We start from the raw sequence: 16,905 nt of genomic DNA, 5'->3' as shown, positions 1-16,905 counted from the left end.
GCAACGGGGCGCATTAAACCCTACCCCGGCCGCAGCGTCAAACGCTTTTCAGCAAATACGCGCTGACTGCTGACTTTTAGAGCATCCGCTGCGCTTACTGGTTAAATTCTGACACACTCTGCTGCGCTGTCGCGATGGATTTTCGCATCCGGCTGCCGATAACCGTGCTGACATCCAATAAACATAAAAAGGTCCACCATGTTCAGCACTATTGCATCAGGTATCATGTCACGCCTTGCGTGGCAAAAGCGCAGCCGCGCGACGCTCAGTTCATTGCAGGATGCTATCGCCATGATTGAGTTTACGCCGGACGGCAAAATTATCACCGCCAACGATCTGTTTCTGGAGCGCATGGGCTATACCCTGCCGGAGATCGTCGGGCAGCACCACGCTCTGTTTTGTACGCCCGATATGGTGCACTCGGCCGCGTATCGTGATTTCTGGCAACGGCTCAACCGCGGCGAGGGGTTCAGCGATAAGTTTCTGCGCGTGGCGAAACACAGCCGTCCGGTCTGGCTGGAAGCCAATTATGTGCCGGTACAGGACCGCAGCGGCCGGGTAATAAAGATTGTTAAGCTGGCGAGTGACATTACGGCACACATTCTGGATACGCAGGAGCAGCGTGCCATGACGGCGGCTATCGATCGCTCAATGGCGGTTATCGCCTTTAATCTGCAGGGCGAAGTGCTGATGGCAAATGATAATTTTCTTAAAACCATGGGCTATCGGGAGCAGGAGATCCTTGGCCGGCACCACAGTCAGTTCTGTCCGCCAGAAACGCAGCAGAGCAACGCCTATCGTCGTTTCTGGCAGAAGCTGAATCAGGGTGAATACATCTCCGGCCAGTTTCAGCGCGTGGATAAACAGGGCCGTACCGTCTGGCTGCGCGCCACCTATAATCCGGTTTTCGATGAGGCGGGCACTCTCTATAAAATTGTTAAATTCGCCACTGATGTGACCCCGCAGGTGGAGAAGAGCCAGCAGGAGCGCGACGCTGCACAGCAGGCGTATCAGACGGCACTGCAGACCAGCGAAAGCACCCGCCTGGGCGCTACGGTACTGGAGAACAGCGTGCAGACCATGAATGCGCTGGCAGGCGAACTGCACGGTATCTCCGGTGATATTACCAATCTCAGCGACTCCTCCGATCGCATTGGCGCGATTGTCGAAAGCATCCGCCGTATTGCCGAACAGACCAATCTGCTGGCGCTGAACGCGGCGGTTGAGGCGGCGCGGGCCGGACAGCATGGACGCAGCTTTGCCGTCGTCGCGAACGAGGTGCGTGCGCTGGCGGAAAATATCAATCGCGCCACTACTGAAATCGAAAACCGGGTGCGCGATAACCATCTGCTGGCAGAGAAAGCGCTGCAGGGCATTGCATCTAACCTGAAACGCGCCGATCAGGGCGTACTGCTTGCTCAGGAGGCGGGCGACATGATGGCGGAGATCCGCGGCAGCTCAGGTGACGTGGTCCGCGCTATCGGCCACGTCACCGCGACGTTAAAAGAAGAGTAGCCGCTACTGCCCTGCCGTCTGCAGCGGCGCGTCGGATGCCGGCGGCAGGAAGATATGATCGAGAATATTGCGCATTACCGGCGCGGCGCTCACGCTCTCGTTTCCGCCGTTTTCCAGAATCAACGCAATCGCCACTTTAGGATCGCTGAACGGTGCAAACGCGGTATAAAAAATATGATCGCGCAGCCGGATCGGGATCGCTTTCGCATTATAGGTCTGGTTCTGCTTCAGGCTGAACACCTGCGACGTCCCGGACTTCGCTGCAATGCCGTATGGCGCGGTATGAAAATATTTATATCCGGTGCCGTTAGGGGCGTTAGCCATACCAAACATCGCCCGGCGCACCAGCCCCCAGTATGGCGAGTTCACCTCGCCAATCTGCGGCTGCGGCCTGACGGGCTGATAAGGCTGCTGCCAGCCGCCACGCTGCGCTTTAGCCAGCAGATGCGGCGTGATCACTTTGCCGTTATTGATCAGCGCGACCATCGCCCGGACCATCTGGATCGGGGTTGCGATCCAGTAGCCCTGCCCGATCCCGACTGATACCGTATCGCCCTGATACCACGCCCGTTTATGCACCCGCTTTTTCCAGGCGCGATCGGGGAGCAGACCGGTGTACTCTTCGTTAAGATCGATACCGGTTGACTTGCCATAGCCAAACTGGCTCAGCATCGTATGAATGCGATCGATACCCATCATAAATGCCACCTGATAGAAAAAGGTGTCTGCCGACTCCTCAATCGCTTTAGTGACGTCCAGCATACCGTGGCCCGTTTTTTTCCAGTCGCGCCAGGTGCGGTGCGTGCCGGGCAGGGTCCAGGTGGGTCCGCCAAAGAAGGTGGTCGCGGGCGTGATAGTGTGGGTCAGCAGTGCAGAGATCGCCATATATGGCTTTACCGTCGAGGCGGGCGGATAGAGGCCCTGCGTGACGCGGTTGATAAGCGGCAAATCTTTATTCTGAAGCAGCGCTTTGTAGGCTTTATAACTGATGCCTTTCACAAACGGGTTGGGATCGTAGCTGGGACTGGAGACCATCGCCAGTACGCTGCCGTCGTGCGGATCTTCAATCAGTACCGCCGCACGCTGGCCGGCCAGCTGCTGCTCAACATACTGCTGCAGATGCAGATCGAGAGTCAGCCAGATATTTTTGCCAGCCACGGGTGGAACCTCTTTCAGCACGCGCACGATGCGGCCATGGTTGTCGACCTCCACCTCCTGATAGCCGGTTTTGCCGTGCAGCAGCGTCTCATAGTAGCCTTCAATGCCCTGCTTGCCGATGTTATGGTCCGCGGCGTAGTTCTCCCCTCTGCCCGCCTCGTTCAGCCGCCTGTAGTCAGCGTCGTTGATTTTGGAGACGTAGCCCACCACGTGCGCCAGGTCAGCGCCATAGGGGTATTCCCGATCCTGATAAGTCGATACGCTGACGCCGGTGAAACGAAACTGGTTCACGGCAAAGCGTGCCACCTGACGATCGGTAAGCTCCGCTTTCAGCTCGACCGGTTTATAGCGGCTGCTGTGCTGCAGCGCATGCCTGAATGCTTCAATATCATCGGGCGTCAGATCAAGCAGCGGCGTCAGGGCGCGGAGCGTGGCCGCCATATCGCTGACCTTATAGGGCGTGACCAGTACGTCATACCAGGTGACATTGTGTACCAGCGGAATGCCGTTGCGATCGTATATCAGCCCGCGTGTAGGCGCGATGGGGATCATTTTAATGTCGTTTTCGTTGGAGCGCGTCTGGTAGTAGCGGTGCTGACGGACCTGCAGACGATAAAGATTGATTCCCAGAACGATAAAGCAGGTCACCACCAGCGCAAATGCCACCAGCGCCCGCCGGGCAAACAGTTTTTCTTCAGCTTCGAAATTGCGAAAATTCATCAGGAAAGGGTCTCTTCATTATCGCGCTAATGATAAACAGCGTGAGCGTCAGAGCCAGCCTGAAGATGCACAAGCCTGGGTAAAAGTGTGTCAGATGTTTACGGAGGGAGGACCGGAGCGCATTAATGCGCCCCGGACACAGGCGAAGTTAGTCGCCCAGCAGCACCGATTCCAGTGCAATTTTGATCATATCGTTGAAGGTGGTCTGACGCTCTGCCGCGCTGGTCTGTTCGTGCGTGCGGATATGGTCAGAGACGGTACAGATGGTCAGCGCTTTCGCACCAAACTCTGCCGCCACGCCGTAGATCCCTGCAGCTTCCATCTCAACGCCAAGGATGCCGTACTTCTCCATGACATCAAACATCTGCGGATCGGGCGTGTAGAACAGATCCGCAGAGAAGATGTTGCCGACGCGCGCGTCAACGCCCAGCGCTTTTGCTGCGTCAACCGCGTTGCGTACCATGTCAAAGTCAGCAATCGCTGCAAAATCATGATCTTTGAAACGCATACGGTTTACTTTGGAGTCGGTGCAGGCGCCCAGACCAATCACCACATCACGCAGTTTCACGTCAGCACGTACTGCACCACATGAGCCGACGCGGATGATTTTCTTCACGCCAAAATCGGTGATCAGCTCTTTGGTATAGATTGAGCAGGATGGGATCCCCATACCGTGGCCCATTACCGAAATCTTACGGCCTTTATAGGTGCCGGTGAAGCCAAGCATACCGCGTACGTTGTTGACTTCCACAACATCCTCCAGGAAAGTCTCAGCGATATGCTTTGCGCGCAGCGGGTCGCCAGGCATCAGCACGACGTCCGCGAAATCACCCATTTCTGCATTAATATGTGGCGTTGCCATGGTTCTTATTCCTTTTCAAAAAAGTGTGCGCTGTTTTACAGCATGCTTTTGCCGTAGTCCATGCTGGAGAGGCCAAAGTACGCGGCAATGGTCTGGCCGATATCGGCAAAGGTGTCGCGATAACCCAGCGATCCCGGCTTGACGCCCGGACCGTAGATGAGAATCGGGATATGCTCACGCGTATGCTCAGTGCCTTCCCAGCTGGGATCGCAGCCGTGGTCAGCGGTCAGGATCAGAATATCGCCCTCCTGCACCAGCGCCATCAGCTCTGGCAGACGGCGGTCAAACAGCTCCAGTCCGCCGGCATAGCCTGCGATATCGCGGCGATGACCCCAGGTTGAGTCGAAATCAACAAAGTTGGTAAAGACGATAGAGGTGTCAGGCGCCTTTTTCATCTGCTCAATCGTGGCGTCAAACAGCGCGTCGAGACCGGTCGCTTTCACTTTCTGCGTGATGCCCTGATGCGCATAGATATCGGCAATTTTACCTACCGAGATCACTTCCCCGCCCTTCTCGTCGACCAGCTTTTTCAGCATGGTCGGTGATGGCGGCTCAACGGCCAGATCGTGACGGTTGCCGGTACGCTCAAAGCTGCCCGCTTTATCACCCACAAACGGACGGGCAATGACGCGACCGATGTTGTAGCCGCCTTCCGTCAGCTCTTCACGGGCAATTTCACACAGTTCATACAGCCGCTCAAGGCCAAAGGTCTCTTCGTGACAGGCGATCTGGAACACCGAGTCTGCTGAGGTATAGAAAATCGGCTTACCGGTTTTCATGTGCTCTTCACCCAGCTGATCGAGGATCACCGTACCGGAAGAGTGGCAGTTGCCGAGATAGCCCGGCAGATCGGCGCGCTCCACCAGCTTATCCAGCAGCGCCTGCGGAAAGCTGTTCTCTTTATCGCTAAAGTAGCCCCAGTCGAACAGAACCGGGACACCGGCAATTTCCCAGTGGCCGGAGGGGGTATCTTTGCCGGAAGAGAGTTCGCTGGCGTAAGCGTAAGCGCCGATGATTTCAGCATTTGGATCCAGCCCTGGCGGAAAGCGGCCGGTCGAGAGTTCTGCCGCTTTGCCAAGACCGAGCGCGGTCATGTTTGGCAGATGTAGCGGGCCTTCGCGCCCTTCGTTTGCGCGACCTTCAAAACAGGCTTCAGCGATATGGCCAAGCGTATCTGAACCCGCATCACCGAATTTATCAGCATCTTTACTGGAACCGATGCCGAAGGAGTCGAGAACCATAATAAAAGCACGTTTCATGCAAGTCTCCTGCGCGCCAGGCGCGATGACAAGTCAAAAAAAAGCGATCAGATCAGTATACCTGAATGGCTGCTGTCTGGCACGCAGTAACGCCACTATTCACTGATGCGACGATAGACCACGGGCGTGGTTTCAGGTGCCTGGTCGCTCAGTACGATGGCGGTTCTGACCGCCTGCGCGGCTTCCTGCCACTGCGCTTCCGAGGCGGCATGGATCATCGCCAGCGGCCGCTGCGTATCAACCCGGCTGCCCAGCGCAATCATGTCGCTCAGGCCTGTGCTGTAGTCGATTGTATCAGTGGCCCGCCGCCGCCCGCCGCCCAGCGCCACAACGGCCATGCCCAGCGCCCGCGTATCCATCGCGCTGACGATCCCCGCTTCTTCTGCATAGAGCGGCCTGCTGAAAGCCGGCGCCGGCAGATAGTGATCCATCCGCTCGATAAAATCTGCCGGCCCGTTCTGAGCCGCCACCATTCGTGCGAATACTTCGGCAGCTTTACCGTTATCCAGCACCTGCTGCAGTTTCTGCCGCGCCTCGGTGTCATTCGCTGCCAGCTGGCCGGACACCAGCATCTCAGCGCAAAGCGCCATCGTGACCTCATACAGACGCGGATTGCGCGCCTCGCCGGTCAGGAACTGCACCGCTTCGCGCACTTCCAGAGCGTTACCCGCGGTTGAGGCCAGTACCTGATTCATGTCGGTAAGCAGCGCGGTGGTCTTGCATCCTGCGCCGTTCGCCACCCGCACAATCGACTGCGCCAGCTGTTCCGAGGCGGCAAAGGTGGGCATAAAGGCGCCTGAACCCACTTTGACATCCATCACCAGCGCATCCAGCCCTTCTGCGAGTTTTTTGGCGAGAATCGAGGCGGTGATCAGCGGAATGGAGTCAACCGTGGCGGTGACATCGCGCGTGGCGTAAAAGCGTTTATCTGCGGGCGCGAGCGAGCGGGTCTGCCCGATGATCGCTACCCCCACCTGTTTAATTATGTCGCGGAAACGGTCGTCGCTGGGGTAAATATCAAAGCCCGGAATGGCCTCCAGCTTATCCAGCGTGCCGCCGGTATGACCCAGACCGCGTCCGGAGATCATCGGCACATATCCACCGCAGGCGGCGACCATCGGTCCCAGCATCAGAGAGGTAACATCGCCTACGCCACCGGTTGAATGTTTATCCACTACCGGACCGTTGAGCTGCAGCGACTGCCACTCCAGAACCGATCCTGAGTCGCGCATCGCCATGGTCAGGGCAACGCGTTCCTGCAGGTTCATATCGTTAAAATAGATGGTCATCGCCAGCGCAGCGATTTGCCCTTCCGAAACGGTTTCATCGCGCACGCCATCGATGAAAAAGCGGATCTCCGCCTCACTCAGCGGCTGCCCGTCACGTTTTTTCCGGATGATTTCCTGTGGCAGAAACAAGGTTGCCTCCTGTGATTGCTGGTATATACGCGGCGCATAAATGCGCCCTCTACGGGAATGTTGGATTTTGTACCCCGTAGGGGGCGCATTCATGCGCCCCTGGCCGGATGCCGCAACGGGATTTAACCCGGGCCGCTATCAGTAACCCGTTTTGCTGCCGCTGGTTGCGTGGCCCAGCGTGCTGAGCAGGTTTGCCAGCAGGCTGGAGGCACCAAAGCGGAAGTGACGGGCGTCAGCCCAGCCCTCACCGAGGGTGTCGTCAGCCAGCTTCAGGTAAAGAGCGGCATCTTCTGCGGTGCGCACGCCGCCGGCTGGTTTAAAACCCACCTGCTGCTGCACGCCTTTATCGCGAATAACCTGCAGCATGATGGCGGCAACTTCCGGCGTGGCGTTCACCGGCACTTTACCGGTTGAGGTTTTAATAAAATCAGCGCCGGCATCAATCGCAATTTCTGATGCCGTACGGATCAGCGCCTCTTCTTTCAGCTCGCCGGTTTCGATAATCACTTTCAGCAGCACGTCCGCTGCCGCACACGCCTCTTTGCACGCTTTAATCAGCGCAAAGCCGGTATCACGATCGCCAGCCATCAGAGCGCGATAGGGAAATACCACATCCACTTCGTCAGCGCCGTAAGCGATAGCGGCGCGCGTTTCCGCCAGAGCGATCTCAATATCCGCATTACCATGCGGAAAATTGGTCACGGTCGCAATGCGCACCTCAGGCGTACCCTGTTCGCGCAGCGTTTTACGGGCGATCGGGATAAAGCGCGGATAGATGCAGATAGCGGCAGTGTTGCCCGCAGGGGATTTGGCCTGATGACACAGCGCAATGACTTTTTCATCAGTGTCATCGTCATTCAGGGTAGTGAGATCCATCAGTTGCAGCGCGCGCTGCGCAGCAGCATTAAGGTCAGTCATAACAGGCTCCGGATGTCAGGCCAGCAGCGAGCTGCCGGATAATGTGATTATTTTAACAATTGTCGGGAACTGCCATTGCGAATCAGATCACATAAAAAAGAGATAGCAGCTCGAAATTACATAGAAAATCTGCTTAAGATCTCTTTTTGACGTGAATGCATGGCTAAACAGATCGCAACGCAGATGTAATTATTATCACAAAATCGCGCGCTGAATGGTATCACTCTGATAGATCGCCGGACGGCGATCGGGAAGAAAATGCAAATATACGCAGGCTGTTCTGCCACAGCGCATCGGCAATCACGTCAGCCGGTTCAGGACGCAGCGTGCACAATACCTCAAACACATTGCGCGCCCGCTCAGGCCGGTTGGGCTCTCCCTGAAAACCCTGCAGCGGCATATCCGGTGCGTCAGTCTCCAGCAGCAGCGACGCCAGCGGCAGGCTGGCAATGGTATGGCGGGTTTTGCTGGCGCGCTCCCAGGTAATGGTGCCTCCCACGCCGATGGCATAGCCGAGCTGGATAAAGCGCTCTGCCTGCTGCTGGCTGCCGGCAAAGCCGTGCACGACGCCGCGCCGCGGCAGATTATGGCGTCGCAGCAGCATCGCCAGCTGATCGTGGGTGCGGCGGGAGTGCAGGATCACCGGCAGATCAAAACGTTTTGCCAGAATAAACTGCGCGTTCAGCAGCCGCGTCTGCTTGTCGAAATCGGGATCGTTCATATAGAGATCAAGTCCGATCTCGCCGATCGCTACGCAGTTGCTCTCTGCCTGCGCCAGATGCTGCGCGAGCAGATCCAGATGATCGTCCTGATGGCGGGCAATATTGATCGGATGCAGGCCCAGCGCCGCATAGAGCGCCGTGTGATCTTTTGCCAGCTGCACAACGCGTGCAAAACGGCTCGCTTCTGTCGATGGCACAATAATGCGCTCTACGCCGGCGGCCGCAGCGCGGGCAATGCTTGCGACCGCATCATCAACAAACGGCGGGAAATCAAAATGGCAGTGCGTGTCGATAAATTTCATGCCAGCGATCCTTCATCCCAGGCAGCATCGTTCCCCGCCAGCGGCGGCGTGTGTAACGGCCGCGCGTCCGGCGCGTTTGCAGCGGCGGCGGGCGGTGCAATCGGCAGCGATCGGCGTGCCGGCTCTGCATCACTCAACCACTGCCCCAGCGTAGCCAGAAAATAGCGTCCGCTGCGCCGGCCAAGATGATAATCGTGGTTTAGCGCGGCCACGCGGCTGCCGAGCGCCATGCTGGCCAGCGGGCGCGGCGGGCAAATTTCCACAATGCGCAGATTACCCGGCGGCTGTTCAATAAACTGCTGGATCTCGCGATAGCTCGCTTCATGATGATGCAGGATGTTGATCATCGGCTGCAGCGCACTGTCACCCAGCCAGCGCTCCATCCGCTGGAACCATTGCGGCGTATAGAACATCTGCGAAGGCGTGGTCCGGATCACCACAATGGTATCCGCGCCACGTCGCGCGGCTTCACGCACCGGAATGGCGTCGCTGATGCCGCCATCCAGATAGCTGACGCCATCCATCAGCACGCCGCTGCGATAAAAGCCAGGAATGGCGCTGGACGCTTTGATGATGTCATGCCAGGTCAGCTCATCAGGCCTGAAATAGAGTGCCTGATAATCGTCACTGCGGCAGGCGCACATATAAAATTCGCTGCCACCGGCAAACAGTTTCTGCGCGCTGCTGAACGCCAGAGGAAATTCACTGCGGGTAATATCGATTAGCCAGTCGAGATCGATAAGATGTCCACCGCGTACAAAGCGCAGCGGATCGAAAAACTGCTTACTGGTGGTATAGCGGGTAATAACACGTCGGGCATAGCCCGGCTGAGCGCAGACAAAGGCGGAGAGATTTTGCGCGCCGGCGGAGGTGCCCAGCATCAGATGAAAAGGGTTAAATCCGGCCCGCTGGAATGCGTCCAGTACGCCTGCGGTGAATATTCCGCGCTGGCCGCCACCTTCACAGACAAGTGCAATTTTACGGGATTTAAATGGCTGAAGCGCCAGCGGTTCGAAGGAACCGAGTGAGACCGGAATGCGTATACCCAATGGCGTACCCTCAGTAGTTGCTGCTCTGAGGGAGGCCAGAGCGGCATCCCGGAGAACCAGTCATTGTCATTCCCTGACCCACTGCACGGGCAGCTGCGACGGCAGACAATGCCGTCAATGACTGGCCTCCGCTTTACATCACTAGCGGGTTACTGCAATTGATGTGTCTGGTCAGAGTTTTTTGCGCCCGGTAAACAGGCTAACCAGGAACAGAATAATACCGACAATAAAGACAATTTTAGCTGCCCATGCTGCCGTACCTGCCAGACCGCCGAATCCTAAGGCTGCCGCGATCAGTGCAATGACCAGAAAGATAATACCCCAACGAAACATAAGCCTCTCCTTTACCATAGTAGAAATCGAACTGCTTATTCTTCACTTCACTGTTTTATTGCGGAACAGCATCAGAGCGATGCCGTTCCGGCTGCGTTAAGATTTCACCTTGAGGTCATTCTTCACGCTTTTCACGCCTTCAATGGCTTTTGCGATCTTCTCAGCACGGTCAGACTGTGCCTGATTCGCAACTTCTCCTGACAGCTGAACCACGCCATCGGTGGTTTCCACCTTCACATTGCGCGATGGAACAATGTCGTCTGCTAACAGCTTAGCTTTAATTTCGCTGGTTGTGGCGGCATCACCGGCATAACCTTTCAGCGAGCCTTCTTTATTGTCTCTGACGTGTAGTTTGTCACTGACGGATTTCACTCCTTCAACTTTCTGCACCAGAGCGACAGCCTTTTCAGCCTGATCCTGCGAGGCAACGAAACCGCTTAATGTCACCACACCCTGCTGCGTTTTGACGGAGATATCCGTGCTTTTAATCGCGTCATCATCAACCAGCGCCGCTTTGGCTTTGGCCGTGATGCCGCTGTCATCCATAAAACCATCGACTTTTTTCATAGAACTATCGATTTTGGAACCCGTCGAGCTGGTATCAGCAGCAAATGCCGCACCGCTTAACAGCGCCGTACCGGCCAGTGCAGCAATCAGGGTCTTGGCAATCTTAGTCTTATTCATCGATATGATCCTTCTATCAGTTAATTCACCCGCAAGCGCGAATGCACAACAGCTAACGGCGCCGTTGCCTTGATGGACGTAACCAAACTCGCAGGCCTGTTTTTTCGTCCGACAGAATAATCATAGTAGGGATTACAGCTTTTGCTGGCTTTTGTGGTTGATATCTCGCCAGAAAGTCAGAATGACAGCGTAATTAAGAGGAGTCTGTAACAAAAAAAGCAGGACCAGTAATGACTGGTCCTGATAGCGAGGCGGGATCAGTGTTCGCGGGTTTTGCGGAAAACCACGTCAGGATAGCGCTCCTGCGTAATATTCAGGTTAACCATCGTAGGCGCGATATAGGTGAGGTTATCTCCCCCATCCAGCGCCAGATTGACCTCATTTTTACGCTGGAAGTCGTCAAACTTCTTCGCGTCGCTGCACTCTACCCAGCGGGCGGTGGAGACGTTGATCGCTTCATAGATCGCTTCAACGTTGTATTCGCTCTTAAGGCGGGCGACAACCACATCAAACTGCAGCACGCCGACGGCGCCAACAATCAGATCGTTGTTATGCACCGGGCGGAATACCTGCACGGCGCCCTCTTCAGAGAGCTGAACCAGACCTTTCAGCAGCTGCTTCTGCTTAAGTGGATCGCGCAGACGGATACGGCGGAACAGCTCTGGCGCAAAGTTCGGAATGCCGGTGAACTTCATCGCTTCACCCTGGGTAAAGGTGTCGCCAATCTGAATCGTGCCGTGGTTATGCAGGCCGATGATATCGCCCGGGAACGCCTCTTCAACGTGCGAACGATCGCCTGCCATAAAGGTCAGCGCATCGGAGATCACCACATCTTTGCCGGTACGCACCTGACGCAGTTTCATACCCTTTTCATAACGACCCGATACCACACGCATGAACGCAACGCGGTCGCGGTGTTTGGGATCCATATTCGCCTGAATCTTGAAGACAAAACCGCTGAACTTCTCTTCACGCGCTTCCACAATACGGGTATCGCTTTTACGCGGCATCGGCGCAGGTGCCCAGGAGACCAGACCATCCAGCATATGATCGACACCAAAGTTGCCCAGCGCAGTGCCGAAGAACACCGGCGTCAGCTCGCCGTTGAGAAACAGCGACTGCTCAAATTCGTGTGAGGCGCCCTGCACCAGCTCCAGCTCATCACGCAGCTGCTGTGCCAGCTCTTCGCCCACCGCCGCGTCGAGATCGGGATTATTCAATCCTTTTACAACGCGCACGTCCTGAATAGTATGGCCTTTACCGCTCTGATAGAGATAGGTTTCATCTTTATAAAGGTGGTAAACCCCTTTAAACAGCTTGCCGCAGCCGATTGGCCAGGTAATGGGGGCGCAGGCGATCTTCAGCTCGCTCTCAACCTCATCCAGCAGCTCCATCGGATCGCGGATGTCGCGGTCCAGTTTGTTCATAAAGGTGATGATGGGCGTATCGCGCAGGCGGGTTACTTCCATCAGCTTGCGGGTACGATCCTCAACCCCTTTCGCGGCATCAATAACCATCAGACAGCAGTCAACGGCGGTCAGCGTGCGATAGGTATCTTCCGAGAAGTCTTCATGCCCCGGCGTATCCAGCAGGTTGACCAGGCTTTCACGATAGGGAAACTGCATCACCGAGGTGGTGATTGAAATACCACGCTGCTTCTCCATTTCCATCCAGTCTGATTTAGCATGCTGGCTGGAGCCGCGGCCTTTAACAGTACCGGCAGTCTGGATAGCCTGTCCGAACAGCAGGACTTTTTCGGTGATTGTGGTTTTACCGGCGTCCGGATGCGAGATAATCGCAAAGGTACGGCGGCGCGCCACTTCTTCTAAAAAGGGAGCATTAGACATGAGTGCGTTCTTCTTCAGGGCGGCGCGTCTGTAACGCGCGGCAGATAAATCGTTCCGGAACCTGTCCGGTGGGTAACAGTGCCAGTGGCAACGCCGTGGCGTCACTGCACAGCAGCGGTTCGCGGCTGCGCTGGCGGTGCTCCGGTTATCCGGTCAGCGTTGAGGCGGCATAGCATACAATATTTCAGCAGGCGGGGAAATCACGACTGTAGCGCGCAGGTAACCTCTTACGGCTCCGTCCGCGTCCGGTCATGGCAGGCGAATGGCAATCAGTTAACAATGAGAATTCGTCGCATTCAGAATATTGAATAATTCCATTTATATTCAATGATATAAATTAAAATTTCGTGCAAAAAACCCTTCACATAAACGCTGATATTGCTGCATAATTCGCCGTAATTTTTCTGACTGCTTAATAAGGACGCAGCTATGTTAACTGCTGAAATGACCTCTCGCCTGAACGACCAGCTTAATCTGGAGTTCTTCTCTGCCAACCTCTATCTGCAGATGAGCGCCTGGTGCAGCGATAAAGGATTTGAAGGGGCCGCCTCTTTCCTGAAAATGCATTCGCGTGAAGAGATGGAGCATATGCAGCGCCTGTTTGATTACGTCAGCGACGCGGGTTCCATGCCGGTACTGGGCAGCATAGCGGCACCGGCTGTCAGCTGGAACTCTCTGAGCGATGTGCTGAGCGAAGCGCTGAAGCATGAGCAGCTGATCACGCAGAAAATCAATGAACTGGTGCACACCGCGCTGACATCGCAGGACTACTCCACTTTTAATTTCCTGCAGTGGTATGTGGCAGAGCAGCATGAAGAAGAGAAATTGTTTAAAACCGTGCTCGATAAACTGGCGCTGGTGGGTAACAAAGGTGAAGGTCTGTTCCTGGTGGACAAGGACCTGGGCCGCATGAACGTGGAAGGTCACGGTCAATAATAAAAAAGATGACATACAGCAAGCAGCAGCGCCCGGTTTTGCCGGGCGTTTTTTTATGCTGAAAGCGTGCGCTCAGAGGAGGACGAGCCTGCAGACGGTCAGGAGCACATAAATGCGCCCTCTGCGTTGTCACGTCGTCACCCATGGCGCCATCTTACTCCAGCGCTTTCAGTCGCAGCTCTGAGGGTTGCGGGCGGCCAAACAGATACCCCTGAAACAGCGTGCAGCCCTCTTCACGCAGCTTCGCAAACTGTTCGCTGTTCTCCACGCCTTCCGCCGTGATCTGAATATCCAGGCTGCGGCTCATGCCGGTTATTGCCCGGATGATCGCCAGCGCTTCGCGGCTGTCGCCCATATCGTTGATAAAAGATTTATCGATTTTGATCTTATCGAACGGGAATGAGCGCAGATAGCTGAGCGAAGAGTAGCCGGTGCCAAAATCATCCAGCGCAATCTGTACGCCCAGCGCTTTGAGGTTCTGCAGCGTCCGGATATTGCCCAGCGTATCGTCCAGCAGCACCGACTCCGTGATCTCCATCTCCAGCCGATGCGGTGCCAGACCTGACTCCTTCAGCGCTCCCTCTACCACCGACACCAGCGAGCTGTTTTTAAACTGCAGCGGTGAGAGATTCACCGAAACGGACTGTTCGGTGTTCCAGCTCTGCGCCTCGCGACACGCCTCATACAGCGCATAGGCACCCAGCATATGAATCAGCCCGGTCTCTTCAGCAATCGGGATGAAATCCACCGGCATGATCAAGCCTTTGACCGGATGGTGCCAGCGCATCAGCGCTTCATAACCAATAATGCCGCTCTGGCTGGTGATGGGCTGATAGTAAAGTCTGAGCTGCCGTCCGGTAATCGCATCACGCAGATCGTTTTCAATGATGCGCCGGCTGCGCGCCTGGTCATCCATCTCTGGCGTAAAGTGCTCATAGCGGTTACGGCCGTTACGCTTCGCCTCGTAGAGCGCCATATCGGCGCAGCGCAGCATATGTTCCGGCGTGTTGACGGCCTGGGTGGTCAGGGCGATCCCCACGCTCAGGCCCACGGTAAGATTATGCCCTTCGACATTCATGGGCGGCTGAATCGCCTCGATCAGGCGCTGCGCCACCGTGGCCGCTTCGTCAGCGTTGTGGATATCGGGCAGCACAATAGCAAATTCGTCGCCGCCGATGCGGGCCAGCGTATCACGCTCACGCAGCACGCTGCGCAGCCGCTTAGCCACCGCGCGCAGCAGATCGTCACCAATCTGGTGGCCAAGCGCATCATTCACGTTTTTGAAATTATCGAGGTCGAGACAAAGCGTGGCGCTGATCTGGTTCTGTGCCGTGTCGTTACGCAGCGCTTCGCTGAGTTTTTGCCGGAACAGAATGCGGTTAGGCAGGCTGGTCAGGTTGTCGTGATGCGCCATATGGTGAATACGCGCATCCGCTTCGCGCTGGTCAGTCACATCTTCCACGATCAGCATGACATAATTTTGCCGCATATCTTTGCCGGTGATGGTGGTGGCGCGGGTATGCAGAACCCGCTCACCGCTGGCGGTCAGCAGCAGCTGCTCGCGGGCGTGAATGCCTTCACTGCGCAGCGCAATATCCGCCAGGCTATTAAAGTAGTCGCTCAGTTCGGCAGACATGCACTCGTGCGGACGCTTATGCATGAGCAGCGATCGGCTCAGCCCAAACAGCTGCTCAGCCTTGGCATTCACCATCAGAATTTCGCGGCTGATAGCATCCTCCACAATCACGCAGGAGGGGATGTTGCTGATGATGGTGTCGAGAAAGGTCGACAGCTCCGACATTCTGCTGCTCTGCGCCTGTGCCAGATCGCGCACGCGCAGAAGCTGCTGCTCATGTTCACGCCGCTCCGTCACGTCGCGCGTGATTTTGGCAAATCCGATCAGGCGTCCACTCTCATCATGAATCGCGTCAATTACCACGTGCGCCCAGAAAGCCGATCCATCTTTCCGGTAGCGCCATCCCTCATCTTCAAACCGCCCGGTTTTTAGCGCAATGCCGAGGTTTGCATCCGGCAGATGGAGCTGGCGCTCCTGCGCGCTGTAAAAGAGTGAGAAGTGCTGCCCCACAATCTCATCTGCGCGATATCCTTTAGCGCGCTGCGCCCCGGCGTTCCAGTTAACGACTCGCCCCTTCAGGTCCAGCATGTAGATAGCGTAATCGGTGACGCCCTCCACCAGCAGCCGAAACGTTTTTTCATGTTCGCGCTGCTGGCGCAGCAGCGCCTGCTGTTCAGTGCAGTCGCGGGTAATTTTTGCGTAGCCAATCAGTTTCCCGGCGTCGTCGCGAATTGCGTCGATGATAACGTGCGCCCAGAAAGCGGAACCATCTTTACGATAGCGCCACCCCTCATCTTCAAAACGTCCGGTTTTAAACGCGGTCGTAAGATTCTTTTCCGGTAGATGGTTCAGACGATCCTGCGCGCTGTAAAAGCGGGAGAAGTGCTGTCCGACAATTTCCTCTGCCACGTAGCCTTTTGTCCGCTGAGCCCCGGCATTCCAGTTCTCAACGTTGCCCTCCAGATCCAGCATATAAATCGCATAGTCGGTTACGCCCTCTACCAGTAAACGAAAGCGCTGCTCCTGTTCACGCTGCCTGCGCTGCTGCGCCTGCTGCTGCGTGTAGTCGCGGGTGATTTTGGCAAAACCCAGCAGCTCGCCCTGCTCATCCCGGATAGCGTCAATCACGACGTGAGCCCAGAACGCGCTGCCATCTTTGCGATAGCGCCAGCCTTCGGTTTCAAACTTACCGGTTGCGGCAGCAACAGAGAGACCGCGCTGCGGCGCGCCGTTTTTGCGCTCCTCTTCGCTATAAAACAGCGCAAAATTTTTACCAACGATCTCATCTGGCGTATACCCTTTGGCGCGCTGCGCACCGGTATTCCAGTTAGCAACGGTACCGTCAGGTTTGAGCATGTAAATGGCGTAATCTACGACGCTCTGCACCAGCAGCCGATACATTACATCAGAGTTATTGTTCATATTTTGTGCCTGTTCCGGCCTGATACAGCATCGGCTTTTCAGAAGATTCTTAATTATTTCAGACTTAAACGCAAAAGTGCAGCGCTGACAAGCGCTAATCGATTTCAGACAAAATCTGGCAGGAGTGTTATCGGCAGTGGCGAGAAAACGTTCAGAGAAATGCATCATTCCTCGTGGCTACCTG

13 protein-coding genes are annotated in these 16,905 nt (G+C 55.9%); 2 read left to right on the top strand and 11 right to left on the bottom strand.

Annotation, left to right across the window (positions count from 1 at the left end; all coding sequences use genetic code 11):
- Positions 1-198 precede the first annotated feature (198 nt).
- Positions 199-1,515 (top strand): methyl-accepting chemotaxis protein, encoded by a 1,317-nt coding sequence (locus tag B4M48_RS00365; protein ID WP_039380129.1) that lies wholly within the window; start codon positions 199-201, stop codon positions 1,513-1,515.
- A gap of 3 nt (positions 1,516-1,518) precedes the next feature.
- On the opposite strand, the gene mrdA is transcribed toward B4M48_RS00365, so the two are convergent.
- From mrdA to prfC, 10 genes are all read right to left on the bottom strand, one after another.
- Positions 1,519-3,393, bottom strand: coding sequence for a penicillin-binding protein 2 (mrdA, locus tag B4M48_RS00360; protein ID WP_288655733.1), 1,875 nt, complete (start codon positions 3,391-3,393; stop codon positions 1,519-1,521).
- Positions 3,394-3,541: 148 nt separating this feature from the next.
- The gene (gene deoD / locus B4M48_RS00355; protein ID WP_071669245.1) at positions 3,542-4,255 is read right to left on the bottom strand and encodes a purine-nucleoside phosphorylase; all 714 of its coding nucleotides are present in this window, start codon (positions 4,253-4,255) and stop codon (positions 3,542-3,544) included.
- Between the two features lie 35 nt (positions 4,256-4,290).
- Complete coding sequence (gene deoB, locus B4M48_RS00350) at positions 4,291-5,514, bottom strand: phosphopentomutase (RefSeq protein WP_039380136.1); 1,224 nt, start codon at positions 5,512-5,514, stop codon at positions 4,291-4,293.
- A 95-nt stretch (positions 5,515-5,609) separates the two neighbouring features.
- A complete protein-coding gene (gene deoA, locus B4M48_RS00345; protein ID WP_039380139.1) occupies positions 5,610-6,932 on the bottom strand; it encodes a thymidine phosphorylase in 1,323 nt (440 codons plus the stop codon).
- A gap of 138 nt (positions 6,933-7,070) precedes the next feature.
- On the bottom strand, positions 7,071-7,850 hold the full coding sequence (deoC, locus tag B4M48_RS00340) for a deoxyribose-phosphate aldolase (protein WP_288655731.1): 780 nt from the start codon (positions 7,848-7,850) through the stop codon (positions 7,071-7,073).
- A gap of 220 nt (positions 7,851-8,070) precedes the next feature.
- A complete protein-coding gene (locus tag B4M48_RS00335) occupies positions 8,071-8,874 on the bottom strand; it encodes a TatD family hydrolase (RefSeq protein ID WP_052246445.1) in 804 nt (267 codons plus the stop codon).
- Entirely contained in the window at positions 8,871-9,923 is a 1,053-nt protein-coding gene (locus B4M48_RS00330; protein WP_288655729.1) for a patatin-like phospholipase family protein, read from the bottom strand. Before B4M48_RS00330 ends, B4M48_RS00335 begins: the two co-directional genes overlap by 4 nt.
- A gap of 171 nt (positions 9,924-10,094) precedes the next feature.
- Positions 10,095-10,256, bottom strand: a complete 162-nt coding sequence (locus tag B4M48_RS00325) for a DUF1328 domain-containing protein (protein ID WP_065648197.1) — start codon at positions 10,254-10,256, stop codon at positions 10,095-10,097.
- A 96-nt stretch (positions 10,257-10,352) separates the two neighbouring features.
- Positions 10,353-10,940: a molecular chaperone OsmY gene (gene osmY / locus B4M48_RS00320; RefSeq protein ID WP_039380146.1), complete on the bottom strand. Its 588-nt coding sequence runs from the start codon at positions 10,938-10,940 to the stop codon at positions 10,353-10,355.
- 257 nt (positions 10,941-11,197) lie between these two features.
- Positions 11,198-12,787: a peptide chain release factor 3 gene (gene prfC / locus B4M48_RS00315; RefSeq protein ID WP_039380149.1), complete on the bottom strand. Its 1,590-nt coding sequence runs from the start codon at positions 12,785-12,787 to the stop codon at positions 11,198-11,200.
- 429 nt (positions 12,788-13,216) lie between these two features.
- On the opposite strand from prfC, the gene ftnA reads away from it, so the two are divergent.
- Complete coding sequence (gene ftnA / locus B4M48_RS00310) at positions 13,217-13,723, top strand: non-heme ferritin (protein ID WP_039380152.1); 507 nt, start codon at positions 13,217-13,219, stop codon at positions 13,721-13,723.
- Between the two features lie 154 nt (positions 13,724-13,877).
- Here ftnA and B4M48_RS00305 read toward each other — a convergent pair whose 3' ends face one another.
- Complete coding sequence (locus B4M48_RS00305) at positions 13,878-16,721, bottom strand: sensor domain-containing protein (RefSeq protein ID WP_288655728.1); 2,844 nt, start codon at positions 16,719-16,721, stop codon at positions 13,878-13,880.
- Between the last annotated feature and the right edge of the window lie 184 nt (positions 16,722-16,905).

Source organism: Pantoea sp. UBA6567 (genome assembly GCF_002434165.1).
Lineage (GTDB): Bacteria > Pseudomonadota > Gammaproteobacteria > Enterobacterales > Enterobacteriaceae > Pantoea > Pantoea eucrina.
Note: the sequence above shows the minus strand (reverse complement) of the source record. Positions and strands in the feature narration are given on the sequence as shown.

Excerpts from the sequence above, each read along its gene's own strand:
- B4M48_RS00365 (WP_039380129.1), top strand. The coding sequence starts at position 199 with ATGTTCAGCACTATTGCATCAGGTATCATGTCACGCCTTGCGTGGCAA.
- mrdA (WP_288655733.1), bottom strand. The coding sequence starts at position 3,393 with ATGAATTTTCGCAATTTCGAAGCTGAAGAAAAACTGTTTGCCCGGCGG.
- deoD (WP_071669245.1), bottom strand. The coding sequence starts at position 4,255 with ATGGCAACGCCACATATTAATGCAGAAATGGGTGATTTCGCGGACGTC.
- deoB (WP_039380136.1), bottom strand. The coding sequence starts at position 5,514 with ATGAAACGTGCTTTTATTATGGTTCTCGACTCCTTCGGCATCGGTTCC.
- deoC (WP_288655731.1), bottom strand. The coding sequence starts at position 7,850 with ATGACTGACCTTAATGCTGCTGCGCAGCGCGCGCTGCAACTGATGGAT.
- B4M48_RS00335 (WP_052246445.1), bottom strand. The coding sequence starts at position 8,874 with ATGAAATTTATCGACACGCACTGCCATTTTGATTTCCCGCCGTTTGTT.
- B4M48_RS00325 (WP_065648197.1), bottom strand. The coding sequence starts at position 10,256 with ATGTTTCGTTGGGGTATTATCTTTCTGGTCATTGCACTGATCGCGGCA.
- osmY (WP_039380146.1), bottom strand. The coding sequence starts at position 10,940 with ATGAATAAGACTAAGATTGCCAAGACCCTGATTGCTGCACTGGCCGGT.
- prfC (WP_039380149.1), bottom strand. The coding sequence starts at position 12,787 with ATGTCTAATGCTCCCTTTTTAGAAGAAGTGGCGCGCCGCCGTACCTTT.
- ftnA (WP_039380152.1), top strand. The coding sequence starts at position 13,217 with ATGTTAACTGCTGAAATGACCTCTCGCCTGAACGACCAGCTTAATCTG.
- B4M48_RS00305 (WP_288655728.1), bottom strand. The coding sequence starts at position 16,721 with ATGAACAATAACTCTGATGTAATGTATCGGCTGCTGGTGCAGAGCGTC.